General features: G+C 43.8%; 23 protein-coding genes and 5 pseudogenes. 26 read left to right on the top strand and 2 right to left on the bottom strand.

What is annotated here, in order from left to right:
• Window positions 1-30 precede the first annotated feature (30 nt).
• From EOS97_RS05285 to EOS97_RS05315, 7 genes and pseudogenes are all read left to right on the top strand, one after another.
• On the top strand, window positions 31-849 hold the full coding sequence (locus EOS97_RS05285; RefSeq protein WP_001234693.1) for a DUF932 domain-containing protein: 819 nt from the start codon (window positions 31-33) through the stop codon (window positions 847-849).
• A gap of 91 nt (window positions 850-940) precedes the next feature.
• Window positions 941-1,426: an antirestriction protein gene (locus EOS97_RS05290; protein ID WP_032153711.1), complete on the top strand. Its 486-nt coding sequence runs from the start codon at window positions 941-943 to the stop codon at window positions 1,424-1,426.
• Between the two features lie 15 nt (window positions 1,427-1,441).
• Window positions 1,442-1,918: a DNA repair protein RadC gene (gene radC / locus EOS97_RS05295; RefSeq protein ID WP_001186715.1), complete on the top strand. Its 477-nt coding sequence runs from the start codon at window positions 1,442-1,444 to the stop codon at window positions 1,916-1,918.
• 68 nt (window positions 1,919-1,986) lie between these two features.
• The gene (locus EOS97_RS05300; RefSeq protein WP_000692345.1) at window positions 1,987-2,208 is read left to right on the top strand and encodes a DUF987 domain-containing protein; all 222 of its coding nucleotides are present in this window, start codon (window positions 1,987-1,989) and stop codon (window positions 2,206-2,208) included.
• 79 nt (window positions 2,209-2,287) lie between these two features.
• Window positions 2,288-2,662, top strand: coding sequence for a type IV toxin-antitoxin system cytoskeleton bundling-enhancing antitoxin CbeA (gene cbeA, locus EOS97_RS05305; RefSeq protein ID WP_032153712.1), 375 nt, complete (start codon window positions 2,288-2,290; stop codon window positions 2,660-2,662).
• 46 nt (window positions 2,663-2,708) lie between these two features.
• A pseudogene (locus EOS97_RS05310) lies at window positions 2,709-2,978 on the top strand (TA system toxin CbtA family protein); the annotation flags it as partial.
• 1 nt (window position 2,979) lies between these two features.
• Window positions 2,980-3,201, top strand: a pseudogene (locus EOS97_RS05315) (cupin fold metalloprotein, WbuC family); the annotation flags it as partial.
• A 46-nt stretch (window positions 3,202-3,247) separates the two neighbouring features.
• Here EOS97_RS05315 and EOS97_RS05320 read toward each other — a convergent pair.
• Together EOS97_RS05320 and EOS97_RS05325 are read right to left on the bottom strand one after the other, a co-directional pair.
• Window positions 3,248-4,123 carry an extended-spectrum class A beta-lactamase CTX-M-55 gene (locus EOS97_RS05320; protein ID WP_015387340.1) on the bottom strand — a complete coding sequence of 292 codons (876 nt, stop codon included), beginning with the start codon at window positions 4,121-4,123 and terminating at the stop codon, window positions 3,248-3,250.
• A gap of 252 nt (window positions 4,124-4,375) precedes the next feature.
• A complete protein-coding gene (locus EOS97_RS05325; protein WP_000608644.1) occupies window positions 4,376-5,638 on the bottom strand; it encodes an IS1380-like element ISEcp1 family transposase in 1,263 nt (420 codons plus the stop codon).
• A 172-nt stretch (window positions 5,639-5,810) separates the two neighbouring features.
• On the opposite strand from EOS97_RS05325, the pseudogene EOS97_RS05330 reads away from it, so the two are divergent.
• The 19 genes and pseudogenes from EOS97_RS05330 to EOS97_RS05440 all read left to right on the top strand — a co-directional run.
• A pseudogene (locus tag EOS97_RS05330) lies at window positions 5,811-5,936 on the top strand (TA system toxin CbtA family protein); the annotation flags it as partial.
• A complete protein-coding gene (locus EOS97_RS05335; RefSeq protein WP_023155722.1) occupies window positions 5,933-6,424 on the top strand; it encodes a DUF5983 family protein in 492 nt (163 codons plus the stop codon). The pseudogene EOS97_RS05330 and the gene EOS97_RS05335, both read left to right, overlap by 4 nt.
• 11 nt (window positions 6,425-6,435) lie before the next feature.
• Window positions 6,436-6,633 carry a DUF957 domain-containing protein gene (locus EOS97_RS05340; protein WP_000839265.1) on the top strand — a complete coding sequence of 66 codons (198 nt, stop codon included), beginning with the start codon at window positions 6,436-6,438 and terminating at the stop codon, window positions 6,631-6,633.
• Window positions 6,634-6,717: 84 nt separating this feature from the next.
• A complete protein-coding gene (locus EOS97_RS05345; RefSeq protein ID WP_032153714.1) occupies window positions 6,718-7,584 on the top strand; it encodes a DUF4942 domain-containing protein in 867 nt (288 codons plus the stop codon).
• Between the two features lie 71 nt (window positions 7,585-7,655).
• Window positions 7,656-7,919 (top strand): type II toxin-antitoxin system ParD family antitoxin, encoded by a 264-nt coding sequence (locus EOS97_RS05350; RefSeq protein ID WP_025492088.1) that lies wholly within the window; start codon window positions 7,656-7,658, stop codon window positions 7,917-7,919.
• Window positions 7,916-8,242, top strand: a complete 327-nt coding sequence (locus tag EOS97_RS05355) for a type II toxin-antitoxin system RelE/ParE family toxin (RefSeq protein ID WP_000779483.1) — start codon at window positions 7,916-7,918, stop codon at window positions 8,240-8,242. The genes EOS97_RS05350 and EOS97_RS05355 overlap by 4 nt, the downstream gene beginning before the upstream one ends.
• A 425-nt stretch (window positions 8,243-8,667) precedes the next feature.
• A pseudogene (locus tag EOS97_RS26895) lies at window positions 8,668-9,308 on the top strand (tyrosine-type recombinase/integrase); the annotation flags it as partial.
• Window positions 9,309-9,362: 54 nt separating this feature from the next.
• Window positions 9,363-9,503, top strand: a pseudogene (locus EOS97_RS26900) (type VI secretion system tube protein Hcp); the annotation flags it as partial.
• A gap of 551 nt (window positions 9,504-10,054) precedes the next feature.
• A complete protein-coding gene (locus tag EOS97_RS27090; protein WP_022630125.1) occupies window positions 10,055-10,192 on the top strand; it encodes a T6SS immunity protein Tdi1 domain-containing protein in 138 nt (45 codons plus the stop codon).
• A gap of 406 nt (window positions 10,193-10,598) precedes the next feature.
• Window positions 10,599-10,751: a PAAR domain-containing protein gene (locus EOS97_RS05380; RefSeq protein WP_001805651.1), complete on the top strand. Its 153-nt coding sequence runs from the start codon at window positions 10,599-10,601 to the stop codon at window positions 10,749-10,751.
• Window positions 10,748-10,915: a hypothetical protein gene (locus tag EOS97_RS27470; RefSeq protein WP_001805650.1), complete on the top strand. Its 168-nt coding sequence runs from the start codon at window positions 10,748-10,750 to the stop codon at window positions 10,913-10,915. Before EOS97_RS05380 ends, EOS97_RS27470 begins: the two co-directional genes overlap by 4 nt.
• Window positions 10,912-11,178 carry a bacteriocin immunity protein gene (locus tag EOS97_RS05390; protein WP_000768132.1) on the top strand — a complete coding sequence of 89 codons (267 nt, stop codon included), beginning with the start codon at window positions 10,912-10,914 and terminating at the stop codon, window positions 11,176-11,178. The genes EOS97_RS27470 and EOS97_RS05390 overlap by 4 nt, the downstream gene beginning before the upstream one ends.
• A gap of 60 nt (window positions 11,179-11,238) precedes the next feature.
• Window positions 11,239-11,406, top strand: coding sequence for a hypothetical protein (locus EOS97_RS27475; RefSeq protein WP_327326953.1), 168 nt, complete (start codon window positions 11,239-11,241; stop codon window positions 11,404-11,406).
• Window positions 11,407-11,420: 14 nt separating this feature from the next.
• Entirely contained in the window at window positions 11,421-11,699 is a 279-nt protein-coding gene (locus EOS97_RS05400; RefSeq protein WP_000421098.1) for a bacteriocin immunity protein, read from the top strand.
• Window positions 11,700-12,101: 402 nt separating this feature from the next.
• Complete coding sequence (locus tag EOS97_RS05405) at window positions 12,102-12,605, top strand: hypothetical protein (RefSeq protein WP_001151808.1); 504 nt, start codon at window positions 12,102-12,104, stop codon at window positions 12,603-12,605.
• A gap of 258 nt (window positions 12,606-12,863) precedes the next feature.
• Entirely contained in the window at window positions 12,864-13,049 is a 186-nt protein-coding gene (locus EOS97_RS05410; RefSeq protein WP_001729072.1) for a DUF3289 family protein, read from the top strand.
• 202 nt (window positions 13,050-13,251) lie between these two features.
• On the top strand, window positions 13,252-13,776 hold the full coding sequence (locus EOS97_RS05415; RefSeq protein WP_001805649.1) for a DUF943 family protein: 525 nt from the start codon (window positions 13,252-13,254) through the stop codon (window positions 13,774-13,776).
• Window positions 13,754-14,404, top strand: a complete 651-nt coding sequence (locus EOS97_RS05420; protein WP_023165943.1) for a hypothetical protein — start codon at window positions 13,754-13,756, stop codon at window positions 14,402-14,404. Before EOS97_RS05415 ends, EOS97_RS05420 begins: the two co-directional genes overlap by 23 nt.
• Before the next feature lie 1,432 nt (window positions 14,405-15,836).
• Entirely contained in the window at window positions 15,837-16,520 is a 684-nt protein-coding gene (locus tag EOS97_RS05440; RefSeq protein WP_001275358.1) for a LuxR family transcriptional regulator, read from the top strand.
• Window positions 16,521-16,578 lie beyond the last annotated feature (58 nt).

A 16,578-nucleotide genomic window follows, 5' to 3' on the forward strand; every position in this document is an offset into this window, starting at 1 on the left:
TATCGCTAACTCATTCATAAGGAGCAAATCATGCGATTAGCAAGTCGTTTTGGTTATGCGAACCAGATACGCCGTGACCGCCCCTTAACTCGCGAAGAACTGATGCAGGTCGTCCCCAGCGTATTCGGGGAAGATAAGCACACATCCAGAAGCGAGAACTATACCTGGATCCCCACCATCACCGTGCTGGAAAGCCTGCAGCGGGAAGGCTTTCAGCCCTTCTTTGCCTGCCAGACCCGCGTACGTGACCCGGGCCGCCGGGGGTATACCAAACACATGCTGCGTCTGCGCCGTGACGGGGAGATAAACGGACAACATGTCCCTGAAATCATCCTGCTGAACTCCCATGACGGTACCTCCAGCTACCAGATGCTGCCGGGTTACTTCAGGTTCGTCTGCCAGAACGGCTGCGTCTGTGGTCAGTCTCTGGGGGAAGTGCGTGTTCCGCACCGGGGAAATGTGGTGGACAGAGTCATTGAAGGGGCTTACGAAGTGGTGGGCGTTTTTGACCGGATTGAGGAAAAGCGTGATGCCATGCAGTCGCTGGTCCTGCCGCCACCGGCACGCCAGGCGCTGGCACAGGCGGCACTGACTTACCGTTATGGTGACGAACATCAGCCCGTCACCACCGCCGACATTCTGACGCCACGACGCCGGGAGGATTACGGTAAGGACCTGTGGAGTGCTTATCAGACCATCCAGGAAAATATGCTGAAAGGCGGGATTTCTGGTCGCAGCGCTAAAGGAAAACGTATCCACACCCGTGCCATTCACAGCATCGACACGGACATTAAGCTCAATCGCGCATTGTGGGTGATGGCAGAAACGCTGCTGGAGAGCATGCGCTGATGCTGTTTCCCTGAAAGTGCAACCCTGACTCACGTCTGTACCAGTCCCCGGGCATTCTTCCATTCATTTACTTTTTATAAGGAATCATCTCATGACAACCTTTTCGCATAGCTCCACCACGCCTTCTGTTTCCGTAACCACTGCACCAGGGAATAACCAGTCTCAACTGGTTGCCACTCCCGTCCCTGATGAACAGCGCATCAGTTTCTGGCCGCAACATTTTGGCCTCATTCCACAGTGGGTGACCCTGGAGCCCCGTGTCTTCGGCTGGATGGACCGTCTTTGCGAAGACTACTGCGGTGGTATCTGGAATCTGTACACCCTGAACAACGGTGGGGCATTTATGGTACCCGAACCGGATGACGATGATGACGAAACATGGGTACTGTTCAATGCCATGAACGGCAACCGCGCTGAAATGAGCCCGGAAGCCGCCGGCATTGCCGCCTGTCTGATGGCGTACAGTCATCACGCCTGTCGTACAGAGAATTATGCCATGACGGTCCATTATTATCGGTTGCGGGATTACGCCCTGCAGCATCCGGAATGCAACGCCATTATGCGCATCATCGACTGAATGGAGAGAAGCACAATGCAACAGCTTTCCTTTCTGCCCGGAGAGATGACGCCCGGCGAGCGCAGCCTCATTCTGCGGGCCCTGAAAACCCTGGACCGCCATCTTCATGAACCCGGTGTGGCCTTCACCTCCACGCATGCGGCACGGGAATGGCTGATTCTGAACATGGCGGGACTGGAGCGGGAAGAGTTCCGGGTACTGTATCTGAACAACCAGAATCAGCTGATTGCCGGTGAAACCCTCTTCACAGGCACCATCAACCGCACGGAAGTCCATCCCCGGGAGGTAATTAAACGTGCCCTGTACCACAATGCCGCTGCCGTGATACTGGCACACAACCACCCGTCCGGTGAAGTCACCCCCAGTAAGGCAGATCGCCTTATCACGGAACGCCTGGTACAGGCACTGGCCCTGGTGGATATCCGGGTACCGGACCATCTGATAGTTGGTGGCAACCAGGTTTTCTCCTTTGCGGAACACGGTCTGCTTTAACCCGTCACCGCCACAACCATATCACACCTGTTTTCACTTTTATCTTCTGTCTTCAGAGGTATCCCACTATGAAAATCATCACCCGTGGCGAAGCCATGCGTATTCACCGTCAGCATCCGGCATCCCGTCTTTTTCCGTTCTGTACCGGCAAATACCGCTGGCACGGCAGTGCTGAAGCGTATACCGGTCGTGAAGTGCAGGATATTCCCGGTGTGCTGGCCGTGTTTGCTGAACGCCGTAAGGACAGTTTTGGCCCGTATGTCCGGCTGATGAGCGTCACCCTGAACTGAGTCTGGAAGGGCATTCAGAAGAGCAGAATTATCGCCACCACCGGACCATTCTTAACCAATTTTCTGTGAGGATTTTATCGTGTCAGACACTCTCCCCGGGACAACGCATCCCGACGATAACAACGACCGCCCCTGGTGGGGGCTACCCTGCACCGTGACGCCCTGTTTTGGGGCACGTCTGGTGCAGGAGGGTAACCGGTTGCATTACCTTGCAGACCGCGCCGGTATCAGAGGCCGGTTCAGCGACGCGGATGCGTACCATCTGGACCAGGCCTTTCCGCTGCTGATGAAACAACTGGAACTCATGCTCACCAGCGGTGAACTGAATCCCCGCCATCAGCATACCGTCACGCTGTATGCAAAAGGGCTGACCTGCAAAGCCGATACCCTCAGCAGTTGTGGTTACGTTTATATGGCTGTTTATCCGACACTGGCACCCGCAACCACCTCATAACCCCGAATATCTCACCTTTAGCACTACCAGTTACAGAGAACTTAAGATGAAAACATTACCTGACACACACGTACGGGAGGCATCGCGCTGCCCGTCTCCCGTCACCATCTGGCAGACACTGCTCACCCGACTGTTGGACCAGCATTACGGCCTCACACTGAATGACACACCGTTCGCTGATGAACGTGTGATTGAGCAGCATATTGAGGCAGGCATTTCACTGTGCGATGCGGTGAACTTTCTCGTTGAAAAATACGCACTGGTACGTACCGACCAGCCAGGATTCAGCGCCTGTACCCGTTCTCAGTTAATAAACAGGGGAAACCTGTACGGTGCTGGAGATGGCCGCAGGAACCTGGCATGCCGTGCTGTCGCTGGATACCGGTGGCATAATTTTTGAAGTAAAACACGGTGGCTATCAACCCGTGGCTGCCGATGACTATGCGCACTGGGCTCCAGCGGAAGGAGAACCAGGAACCACGGAGCTTATGGCCTGGTATGCGCAAGCGCAGGTGGGCGACAGCACTTTTGCCGTCTAAGGCGATAAACAAAAACGGAATGAGTTTCCCCATTCCGTTTCCGCTATTACAAACCGTCGGTGACGATTTTAGCCGCCGACGCTAATACATCGCGACGGCTTTCTGCCTTAGGTTGAGGCTGGGTGAAGTAAGTGACCAGAATCAGCGGCGCACGATCTTTTGGCCAGATCACCGCGATATCGTTGGTGGTGCCATAGCCACCGCTGCCGGTTTTATCCCCCACAACCCAGGAAGCAGGCAGTCCAGCCTGAATGCTCGCTGCACCGGTGGTATTGCCTTTCATCCATGTCACCAGCTGCGCCCGTTGGCTGTCGCCCAATGCTTTACCCAGCGTCAGATTCCGCAGAGTTTGCGCCATTGCCCGAGGTGAAGTGGTATCACGCGGATCGCCCGGAATGGCGGTGTTTAACGTCGGCTCGGTACGGTCGAGACGGAACGTTTCGTCTCCCAGCTGTCGGGCGAACGCGGTGACGCTAGCCGGGCCGCCAACGTGAGCAATCAGCTTATTCATCGCCACGTTATCGCTGTACTGTAGCGCGGCCGCGCTAAGCTCAGCCAGTGACATCGTCCCATTGACGTGCTTTTCCGCAATCGGATTATAGTTAACAAGGTCAGATTTTTTGATCTCAACTCGCTGATTTAACAGATTCGGTTCGCTTTCACTTTTCTTCAGCACCGCGGCCACGGCCATCACTTTACTGGTGCTGCACATCGCAAAGCGCTCATCAGCACGATAAAGTATTTGCGAATTATCTGCTGTGTTAATCAATGCCACACCCAGTCTGCCTCCCGACTGCCGCTCTAATTCGGCAAGTTTTTGCTGTACGTCCGCCGTTTGCGCATACAGCGGCACACTTCCTAACAACAGCGTGACGGTTGCCGTCGCCATCAGCGTGAACTGGCGCAGTGATTTTTTAACCATGGGATTCCTTATTCTGAAAGAGACGAAATAACAACAACATGAATACCTAAATTCCACGTGTGTTTTTTATTAGCTTCAAAAATCACTATTTCACGAAGAATTTAGACTGCTTCTCACACATTGTAACATTATTTACAACCACCTTTCAATCATTTTTGATAAATCATTGATTTCATCTTTGCTGCAATGATACTTAATAAACTCTGCAAGTTATCCACAGAGCAACACTCAATTTTATTGATGATATTCTTATTATACCAGACATTTTTCATACACTCCCTTGTACGGATAGTTTTCCGACAACTTCATGATTACATATCTTGCGGTTTTGATTATTTTTGCTGCAAGAAATACATACTTCAAACGAAAGGTCTTTATTTGCTGTCTGTATTCTGAAGAGTCCAAGGAATCAAACTTGAACAACAAAAATAGGTTATATGAAAGCATCATCATTTGAAACACGGCTTCATTCGCCCAAAATGACTTTAGCAAGAGATGACCCACCGCCATGTCGTATTTGGCTTCTTTGATATAGTTTTCAGCATTACCACGCTTTTCATAGTATATAACTACTTTTTCAGAAAGCAAGGTAGTATTTGTTACAAAGAAAAAGTAGTCGTATTCGGAACCTTCTAAAAGTGATAATTGTGCTCTTTCTTTTTCTGGTTTCAGTACGCGAGATACGACAAATCTTCTGTCTTTTTCCCATTTAACTAATTTTGTATACAGTTCTGTAGTTTCTCTACCTTCTTCTCCTTTAACGAATACAATTGATGAATTCGTTGCTTGTGAGGTGAGTGTAGAATAACTTTTGGCTTTAATTAAATATTTGCATCCAAGAGATTCTATCGTTTCGATAATTTTTTCATCAAAGTAGCCACTATCCATTCGAAATAAAATTTCTAAATCGTCTGATTTGATGTTAGCAACAATTTCTTTGATCATTTCCGCAGCACCGTTTGCAGTGTAAGTATTGCCACTTCTTACAAATCCGGTAACATATGCTTTTAATTCGTCGCAAAATGCAAATTGGATATTGTAGCATCGGTTTCCCAGTTTCTTAGGATTATATCCTTTTGACGCACCTTCTTGATGACCTTCTACGTTAATTACACTACTATCAATATCAATCGTAATGGATGTCAATTTACTTTTAGTGAGCAGTTTTTTAAAGACTTTAAAATTAATGTCTCTAAACATTTGGGTTGTCTTGAAGTTGAAGTTTCCTAGAAACCGTGACACTGTTTCAGGTTCTTTTACGGAAATATCAAACTCGTTGACGAGGGGATCATTTTGAAGTAGCTTTAGACGTTCTAACTTATCAATGCCAATGAAGTGACCGCAGAGCATGGTCTTTATATGATTCATCTTGATTTTATTTGTTGAGTCATTATCAAATACGAGGTCATTTTCAATAAAATCAAAAATCCCATTGCTTTTTGCATTCTCAAGGAGCAGAAAAAGACCTGCATTTGATGTTAGATTCTTAGCTTTGAAATCAATTTTATTAATCATAATTAGAACCCCTTTTTACTACTTTTCTTACTATTATTTTACCATATATCGAGTCATAAAAGCTGATAATTTAACATATTTTTGAGCACTTTTCTTTCACCCAATGGGTGAAAGCTGAATTTCGAAGGAATGCATATTTATCAAGGCTTTGATTATGCTTTTTGAAGTACTGACGTAGAATCTAGGAAACAGTATTGATATCCTCCGGGCCCGCCGGGCAACCGGCCTGATGGCCCGCGACAATTACAGAACGGTAAATAACATTACCCTGGGTAAACATCCGGGGGCGAAACAATGAAACTGGCCCTGACGCTGGAAGCCGACAGCATTAACGTGCAGGCACTGAACATGGGGCGCATTGTCGTTGACGTCGATGGTGTTACTCTCGCTGAACTGATTAACGTGGTCTGCGATAACGGTTACTCCCTTCGTGTTGTTGATGAATCTGACCGGACATCAGCAGAGCGCACGCCATCATCTGCGGCGGCCCTTACCGGCATACGCTGCAGTACCGCGCATATCACGGCAAAGGACAACGCCTGGCTGTACTCGCTGTCACATCAGACGAATGGCACCGGCGAATCAGAATGGATTCATTTCACAGGTAGCGGATATCTGTTACGTACCGATGCGTGGTCATACCCGGTTCTGCGGCTTAAGCGCCTGGGCCTGTCAAAAACGTTCCGTCGTCTGGTTGTCACACTTACCCGACGTTATGGCGTCAGTCTCATTCATCTGGATGCCAGCGCTGAATGTCTGCCGGACCTGCCCACTTTCGACTGGTAACCAGGAACAACATGAAATCATTAACCACGGAAACCGCACTGGATATTCTGATTGCGTGGCTACAGGACAATATCGACTGCGAATCGGGAATTATCTTTGACAACGATGAGGATAGAACGGATTCGGCAGCACTGTTGCCCTGTATCGAACAGGCCAGGGAGGATATCCGTATCCTGCGCCAGTTGCAGCTTCTGCAACAGAACCGGTGAGTCTTACTCACCAGACTTCATTCCACTGACGCCAGCCTGAACAGGGCTGGCGTTTTCATTTATCTGCAAAAAGGAATATCGATTATGTCTGAAATCACAGCCCCCCGTCCGGAAGTGGTCAACGGGCATACGGACGTTATCGGCTCAACCAGCATCCGCCACATTCTGGCTGTACGAAAGAGTGCGCTGCTGCAAATCGACACACTTATCCGGCAACTGGCAGAAATCTCGGTGCTGACGGAAAGCATCGGAGGTAAAACTGCACTGGACTGGGCCATGAAACAGGATTTTCGCTGCGGTTGCTGGCTGATGGAAAAACCGGAAACCGCAATGAAAGCCATCACCCGCAACCTTGACCGCGAAATCTGGCGTGATCTGATGCAACGTTCAGGGATGCTGTCATTAATGGATGCACAAGCCCGTGATACATGGTACCGGTCACTGGAGTACGATAATTTTCCGGAAATCAGCGAAGCAAATATCCTGAGCACGTTTGAACAACTGCACCAGAACAAAGATGAAGTGTTTGAGCGAGGGGTGCTCAACGTTTTCAGAGGACTGAGCTGGAATTACAAAACCAATTCACCCTGCAAATTTGGCAGTAAAATTATCGTCAACAATCTGGTGAGGTGGGACCGGTGGGGGTTTCATCTTATCACCGGACAACAGGCCGATCGACTTGCCGATCTGGAAAGAATGCTGCACCTGTTCAGCGGCAAACCGATCCCCGACAACCGGGAAAACATCACCATTCATCTGGATGATCACATCCAGTCTGTTCAGGGTAAAGAGGACTATGAAGATGAGATGTTCAGCATCAGATACTTTAAGAAGGGCTCCGCGCACATCACGTTCAGGAAACCAGAGCTGGTTGACAGGCTTAATGATATTATTGCCAGACACTACCCGGAAGCCCTGGCAAGCACAGTGAACAAAAGCCGCAAGGCATAAAAGAGGTATTTTACAATTCGCGAATATTAACTATTATTAATTGATAGTAATCAATCGGCGAGAAAATAACCATGCCTACCAGTGTATCCCTCAGTCCTTACTTTGAAACGTTTATCCGCGAACAAATAGAAAGTGGTCGGTACAACAATACAAGTGAAGTCATTCGTGCCGGACTTCGTGCTCTGGAAGAACGGGAACAGCAGATAAAGCTTGAATCACTCCAGAGCGCCGTGGCCGCAGGCATCAACAGCGGTGAAAGTAAAAGTGCTGAAGAGGTATTCGGGCGACTGACGCACAAATACAAAAAGATGGCAGAAGGTGAACAGCCAATATGAAACTGACTGTTTCACCATTAGCAGAACACGATCTTGAAGCTATAGGTGACTGGATCGCTCAGGATAATCCTGTCCGTGCAATCAGTTTTACCGAAGAGCTTTACCAACAATGTCTGTTGATAGCCGAATCGCCAGTACTCTACAGAGAAAGACCCGAGTTAGGGGCTGGGATCAGAGGTTGTTCGTATGGTCGTTACCTTCTGCTGTTCAGGGTACTGGATACTGAAGTTCGTATCGAACGTATCGTTCATGGTTCCCGGGATATCAACAGGGTACTTGCAGAGCCAGACGACAAACCATCAGATCATTTCTGGCAGCCATAAACAAAATCTGTGCGTTAACGCTCCCTAACACAGGTAGCCAGGTATTTTATAAATCTCTGTATTTTGTTGTCACTTCGATTCCGCGATTCAGCATATCGAACCAGACAAAATGATTACAACAAACCACAAGAAAGAGGGATTATAGCGTCAAAAGAATTCGAATTGCACATGGGGGCCTCATTGGTGGCCTCAAAAAGAACAAGGATAAAACAGTCGATACAAAACAATTGGTTATATAACCAGTTTCATTCCGAGTCCGGGCACCACCTTTCCTTTTTATACTTCCTTAAAAATCCCCATGTGTTTTTAATTCAATGAGTTAGTGGATAAACTCTTCCCAGCGAATTTCTATTTATCCGCCCAAATCAGGGGCTTTTGGTGGTCAACTCGGTGCTCAGTCCGGTTAGATAAAGGAGTGCCCTCAAATGGCATTAACCGACAAACAAGCCCGTAGTGCAAAGCCTTCTGATAAACCCTACAAACTCGCTGATACACTCAGCCTGTATCTTCTGGTAAAACCCAACGGTTTTCGTATCTGGTATTTCAAATATCGTTTTGAGGGAAAAGAGTCCGGGGTATCATTCGGTCCTTATCCCGAAACCTCATTCGCCCTTGTCCGCGAAAAACGCGATGCCACCCGGCGCGTACTAAAATCCGGCTTTACCCCTTCTCAGCAGCGCCGGGACGAAAAAAGGTTATCAATGAATGACTAATGTTCCAGTACATCTCTAGATTGTGGCATACAGGCTGCCTGAAACTCTGGTCAGAAGGTCACGCCAATAAAATTCTTGTCTGCCTCCAACACTACGTTTTCCCTGATATCGGCGCAATGTATATTTCGGCGACTTAAATCCTACATCGCGCGCGACTGGTCAGAGACATTGATGATAAAGGTGTGCATGATGTTGCCGGACGTATACGCCAGCATCTGACCAAAATTATGCGCCACGCCGTACAGCAGGGAACGATTAAATATAATCCGGCATTCGATCTGGATGGCGTTGTAACTCCTGTTATAACCCAGCATCACCCCGCCCTTCCCCTGAAACGCCTGCCTGAATTGCTGGGCTATATCGACACCTACAACAAGGCCGGATACCGGCTATCGACACTTTCCGGTATGCCGCACTGCCAGGACAACACCAAACGTGAGTTCACACATCTGGTTAGAGTTTCTCTGGCTTACCGCAAAATTGAGTGGGAACACGTTTCAACAGGCACTTCAGGTGCTGATGACTGGCGTGCGCCGCTGGAAGCATAAGAGTAAATCCACAGCATTCCGCCTTAATGGTGGGATGCTGTTTTTGTCCGGGAACGGAGACAAAAAGCCCGTGCCAGCAATGAGTTACGTCTGTTACGTTTCATATATGGGAGATGGTGGATGCCGGAAACTTTGGCGGTAGCGTGCCTGAAGCGGCTGTCCTCCCCATTGCCACTGCCACGAGCGGACCGTGGTTCCTTTTTCGCCAATAAATCCAGAATAAGGTTATGTCACAAAATGGCCTGCGTTTTACGCTGGATGTGGACGGATTAACGCCGGCGGCAACCATTGTCGTCAGCTTCACCCTCCAGAGGTATCAACAGTTCAACAGGTGCAAGCTGGAATAAGAATGAAAGACTAAAAACACCAGATGATGCATCCAATGATAGCATTAAATCAGGCCATGGTTCACAGGAGGAAATATTACCATCTTACCTTTACTTAATAAGATCATTTTTAATGAAAATAGGTTTATCAATAAAACAAAAAATATTCTTGACAGCGAAATTGCATCTTTTCTTGCATCTTCAAGTCAGGAAGGATTTGATTTAGTGGATGATAACAATAATTATCTTTTTGATCGCACGGTTAAAAAATTAGGCGCATTAGCTGATAATGAAATGTTTGATTTGGAACCTGCATACATTTTGGGCGGGAAAATAAAAATTTTTCTTTATTCAAAAAATTGAATTTTCTGATGGTAAGATTATCATTGATAATGAATCCGTGTCATGGTAACTAAAAAAATTAGTACACAAACAGAATACTCATGTTATATCCAAATTCATAAAAAAGAAAGAAAAGCTTTATTTAATAACAAATTTTAAAAAAATCAGCAGTGCATTGAGAAAACCAATACATACATTCCCAGATGGAATTATGCCATCAAATCGAAGAGAAAATGAATTAATTAATATCCTGGATTTGCATAAAAAAGATTCAGAGTTTAGATTTTTATCAAAAGAATTAATTATTTCTATTGGAGTTGCAGTAAGTACAATAATCCTATCACTTATTAACTTCTAATAAATAATTATTCTTATTTTCCAGGATAATCTCACAACTTATTATTTAGTAATGAAGCTATGGAGAAAAATGCCCACAGCCGCCCGACTCAACGATAAAGGCACCCAGTACGACGATTATTACGAGACCGTGATTATAGCGGGTCTCCCCTCGGTATTTATTGACGGCCTGCCCGTTGCCAGAATGAGTGATGCGGTGGACTGTGGCGGGGTGGTTATATGACTCGAGTGAAATCAGGTAAGGCATCAAAGGTAAGAAAAGTTGACAGAGTCGGAAAACGGAGGTTCGAGCTTCATCATATAGATGAAGTTGCAAATAGAGGCGATGTTTACAATGTAGACAATCTCCGTGTGAACACCATATTGACATACACAGGCGATCTATGAAATTAAAAGAAAATATTAGTGATTATACGGAAAGTGAGTTCATTGATTTCTTGAGAGTGATATTTTCTGAAAACGAGTCGGATACAGATGAAACATTAGATCCATTGCTTGAGTATTTTGAGAAGATCACTGAATACCCAGATGGAACAGATCTTATCTATTATCCTGAAACGGAAAGTGATGGAACACCTGAGGGTATTCTGAACATAATTAAAGAATGGAGAGCATCTCAAGGATTGCCTTGTTTTAAGAAAAGTAAATGAAAATCAGGTGTAGGGGAATGCCCAGAGTTACTGGCGCAGTTTAGTAAATCGAATCAAACTTTGATAAAAAGAGGTCGAGCGCCGTACTCCTTGATAAGGCAACAAGTCGGAGGTAGGTGGACTTATGAAATTCACCACGTTGGAAAGATCCAGTATGGAGGAATGGTGTTTGATGTTGATAACCTTATGATAAACACTCCTAAAAATCATATACGATTGCATAAGTAAGGTTTGAGGTGAAAATGGAACTAAAAAATAACCTTGAAGATTATACAGAAGATGAGTTTATCGAGTTTTTAAATAATTTTTTTGAGCCTCCTAAAGAGTTGACTGGAGATGAATTATCGAAGTTTATTGATAATCTTCTACGCCATTTTAATAAAATTACTCAACACCCTGATGGCGGTGATTTGATATTTTATCCATCAGAGGAACGAGAAGATAGTCCTGAAGGAGTTATTGAAGAGCTAAAACGCTGGCGGAAGTCTCAGAGACTCCCCTGTTTTAAGGAAAATAAGTAGCGATCAGTGGTGAGGAGTTTGTCAACCGGAACCGGGATGATAATGCAGTGACTGTTAAAAGGCAAAAACATGTCAGTTAATGGGGCGACCATCAAAGGCATAATCCTGAGTGTTTTTACACTGAACCGTAGTGCCAGAGGATATATTTATCTGACGCGAATCGTATGAAGTGAGAGCTTTACGTACGGTTTGTGAGAGGCTGTAGGGAAAGATCCTACGGCCTACTCACTAAGAGTCTATTTTTGTACATTGTTTCATGTTCTGGAAACACGATAAAGTATGAGCCTGACGAACTCTCGCCCGCTAAAGTTCCACGCTGGAGGCTGACAGCCAGGAGTCGGACACCTTTGCGGTGGCGAATTTACATCCGTTCAAAAAAATCTAATGTAAGAGATAGATGATATGGCTAAATATATATTCCTCTTTATCTGGATTGTGACATTTTCTGTCAGCGCTGGTGAGCGAGGATATTATTTATTCGTATGGGGTAACCCTGAAGGGAAGGAATATTTTAAAGAATATAGAGCTGATGAAAGGATATATGCGGTCAATAAATCCTGTTGGAATGAAAGAGCGGGGAACTCTATACGAATAGTATATGTTGATACTTATCCTCATGGAATAACCGATTCTTTAATTAATTCCTTTTTGGCTGGGAATAATAAATCTATAATAAATATTAGACTATCATTAAATAATTTTAGTGACGATCAAATACCTCATGGTTTTGATGGCATGTTAATAATAAATAAAAAAAATGAAGAGATCGAGATTTTTACTATTCCAGTGGTTGGTGCTCATTACTCATATAAAGATAAATTTTTAGTAAACGTCCATGATTTTGAATTATTTGATGGAAAGATCTGTAACGCTTTGATGCCTATAGATAGTTATTTTTCACCATAATAAGGGTTGTTGAATAAATCAAATTACCCTGTACCGTCAAATGTACCTACAGTCGACACGGGTAACGGTTCTACATCTTCAGGGAAGCAAAAGGCAACAACAAAAGATGCGGAACAATTGCCGACAGAGGGAAATAAAATCGTGGAGGGCCTATAGCTACGGGCTGAGATTATCTGTTCATGATATGTATGCCACACACGTTACCATAACATCATTGAATGTATCAAAAATGCCTACGCAGCAAACGGGCATTACAGGATGCAGGATCATTTTAGTCTTGACAGTAATGATATAACACATTGGCTTTATAGCCATTGGGATGTCTTTAAAATTTGGTTTGTACTTCAACATTATGAGAAAGAGGGGTATGAGTTTAAGCCATTTATACACAAAATCATTCAAGATGCATCGCGGCGGCAAGGGAAGAAATCCCCGGGAGCATAGATAACTCTGTGACCGGGGTTTCTGAGCGCAGCCAACAAAGAGGCAGCTTAAAGGATGAAGTGTATATTACAGAAATAAATACCACCGTAAAAATCTCAGGTGTCAGAGGATATTACTCCTGATTTGGTATGTATTGTCGGCAAGGTATTTGTTTGTATTGTTAACATAGCATAGTCCGATATTTTGCATAAGGAATGTGATTGTGTCATGGGTAATAACGAAAAAATTCATTTATATTGTGACAATCGCCATATTATTTTGTTCTGTTGTTATATACTTATGGTCAGGCAGACCAGTAGAAATCGTGGATGTCCATTATTATTCAGGTAAAGACATTAACATTCTTGCCAGGCATTTCCCCATTACGGACAGGGGAAAGCTGAATTGGTGGAGAGAAAATGAAAGAAAAATTCTGGAAAAATATAATCTCCCTGAAAATGATTTTTCGGTATATATATGGGATTTTGGTGACGGTTATCAAAAATTATCGCCCTATGATGCCGAGGATGAATTTTATTGTTTTCCTGATATAAAATCAGAATCAAAATGTATCAAAAAAGATATATATATGTCTGCTGAATCTGGTGGTAATTATTATCGGATGTTTTTATTTTCTGGCTCTGGTTATTTTTATCAACCGAAAAAAGATGATGATAAGCTTATCGAATCAAATAACTCCACCAAGCTCAACCAGGATAAAAGCCATGAAAAAAATCACTATCATTAGTTTGTTTCTTATCTTACCTTTGAAAGCAAATATTATTCCATCTATATCATTACCAGACAAATTAAGTGAGTCGAAATATTCTGTAAGAATGCTTCGCATTGATGCAAGGATTGACTATCGCGTGGAAACCCCTGAGTGTAAGAACGTAAAATTTAATGATTACTTTTTCTTAAATGAAAATATTAAAGATCTCAATGATAAAAACCATGTTTATGATCCTGAGTTTTATCCAATTACATTATGGAGTTGTTCATATAGCAGAGAGGTGTATGATGTTGGTGAGTATGGCTCACATATACAGCACATCGTTTTTGATAAAAATAAAAACATATGGGTGATAGATGATGATGCAACAAAAACAAATAATGAATTTAAACCATCAGTTTTATATAATATAAGTTCAGTGAATGCACAGGGTTTCTTAATCATTGATGAGAATATTTCGGAGATGGATAAAACAATATACGAAGATGATAACATAAAAAAGAAATTTTATTTTTGTATGATTGATGGCTCACATGCTTTATGCGGCGCAGGCAGTTTAATCAGAAAAATAGATAATCAGTTGATTGATTTTACGCCATACATATTAAAGTCACTGGAAAGTATGGAGATTGGCGTTAATTAAAAAGGAATATCCGATATTAATATACTCTAAATAATTTGAGTTACAGGAATGCAGTAAATTTCCAGGAGTCTGGATGTTGGATACTGAGATGAGCGTATCATTAATGACGAGGTTACTCTGCGTTATTTAAGTGGTTCATGCCGCTTTAGTTCTGTCTTTGACACAGACGAGTGGCTTAAAATTCCAGGTGAGAGCAATTATCATTTTTCTGTTCCACTTGATAATATGTATCATTTTTATCAGGTCAGCATCGTTATAGTATACGTACAGTGGATTATTTAATCGTTGATAGAAACTGGCCTTCAAAACAAGAAAATTACTATCATGCGCTACGCCTGTTGACGTTTACGCCTAATAAGATATGCCAGAAAACAGATAATGACAGGGTTATTCTTCAGCATAAAATTAACTGTCATAATAATGGTAATGGCGACACAAAAAGAAAAACCATGAAATATAATGAAGGTACTTTTAAATATATGCTCAAAAAAATCATTGGCGATCTCGCGTCAATTATTGGTGGGCTACTTGTTTTTTTATGTGTCTATTGGTTATTTCGTCTGGATGCCTGGACAGAACGAGGGATTTATATAGGCGCCTCTATATTTTTGTCTCTTATTCTCATAAAAATACTATCATTCTTCAATGACGAATAGACGGCAGGAAAAACCTTGAGTGTCTCACACCGATTCTTACTGGGTGTCAAATTTCGAAAGCCTGCTCTGCTGATACCCTATACAGAAGAACTGGTTCAACAATTATCAGACAGTAGCAGGAATCGAACCCACACCAGGCAAATCACGTAGATAATTCTGTAAGGGTTAGTTTTGTGGTGGTCTTGATAAACGGTCAAAAATAGCTTTAACAGTCCATTAGCCCAAAGGACTTCTCCAAGTCCGGGCACCAACCCTTCAGATGTGGATGCCCTAAATAGCCAGATTTTACTTATAAAATCAACAGGTTATTCCAATCTCCATGTTCACTACTGTTCATTAAAATATACTGGCAGCCACCGCTTTTTGTGGGTAAAAACGCCGGTTTTCTGCATAGCGCATGACGCTATTGAAACGTTATTTAGCAAATCCTGTCTGAACCAGAAATTAAGTCTCTGTTAACCTGCGCTATTACAGAAAATCATAGAACAGTCATCTCAAAAGAATATCGTCCTGAAGGACGAGAACCCACGGCATTTTCAGGAGATGAGTCAACCGCGACAGAAAAAAATTATATTAATAATTTTTAATTGTTTTTTAGAAAACCAGACAAGATTTAAATTAAAAACATTTATTTTCAATCGGTTATAAAAAATATCGCAACACACGTCACATTATTAACATGTGAATGATTGTGTTAACCGAATGTAAATTGTATGTTTCAGCATACCACTATTTTACTGCGCCCCGACGCGCTCATCCGGATGGAAGGAGATAACATGTCAGCCTTATCAACTACTGGCCATAATGACGGGATCACTCTCCATTGCTTACAGAGCATTGCGCAACTCATTCCTCTGTCGTCGGCGGTTTTTTATCGTGTTAATGCTTATTTAAAGCCGGAAGCCTATGTTTTACATAATATTTCTAATAGCACACACCAACAATATCTGGAGCATTTTCAACCATTAGACCCGCTATCGCCTTCCCGATTCGGCCAACAGGTTATTACCGTAGCGACGATGACGCCCGGCATCTGTGCTCGTCATCGCCATTATTATCATGAATTTATGCTACCTAATCATGTGTGCGACATGATTGAGATCTTTATTCGTCGGGGCCATCGTATTATCGCGGGCATTTCATTAATGCGCGATATACCTTTTTCCAGCGAAGAGCGTTTGCGAGCCCAGGCAGTACAACCATTACTGGGACTGGCAATTCATGATTCTCTTCAGGAAGACAACAATCTGACGTCAATATTGACCGCCAAAGAGCGTGAAATTGTGGGAATGGTCTGCGAAGGGGCCAGCAACAAATTGATTGCCCGTCAGTTGAATATTTCTCTCTCAACAGTGAAAACGCATTTACGTAATATTTTTGCTAAAACTGAAGTGATAAATCGCACGGAACTGGTTTCCCGAACCAGAATGTCCTCGGTACAACATTCACAGCATATGTGAAAGCGTTCTTTTTCACCCGCGTCAATTGCGGGTCTTTTCCCCATTGTCATATATGCCT

Source organism: Salmonella sp. SSDFZ54 (assembly GCF_004010735.1).
Classification (GTDB): Bacteria; Pseudomonadota; Gammaproteobacteria; order Enterobacterales; family Enterobacteriaceae; genus Salmonella; species Salmonella enterica.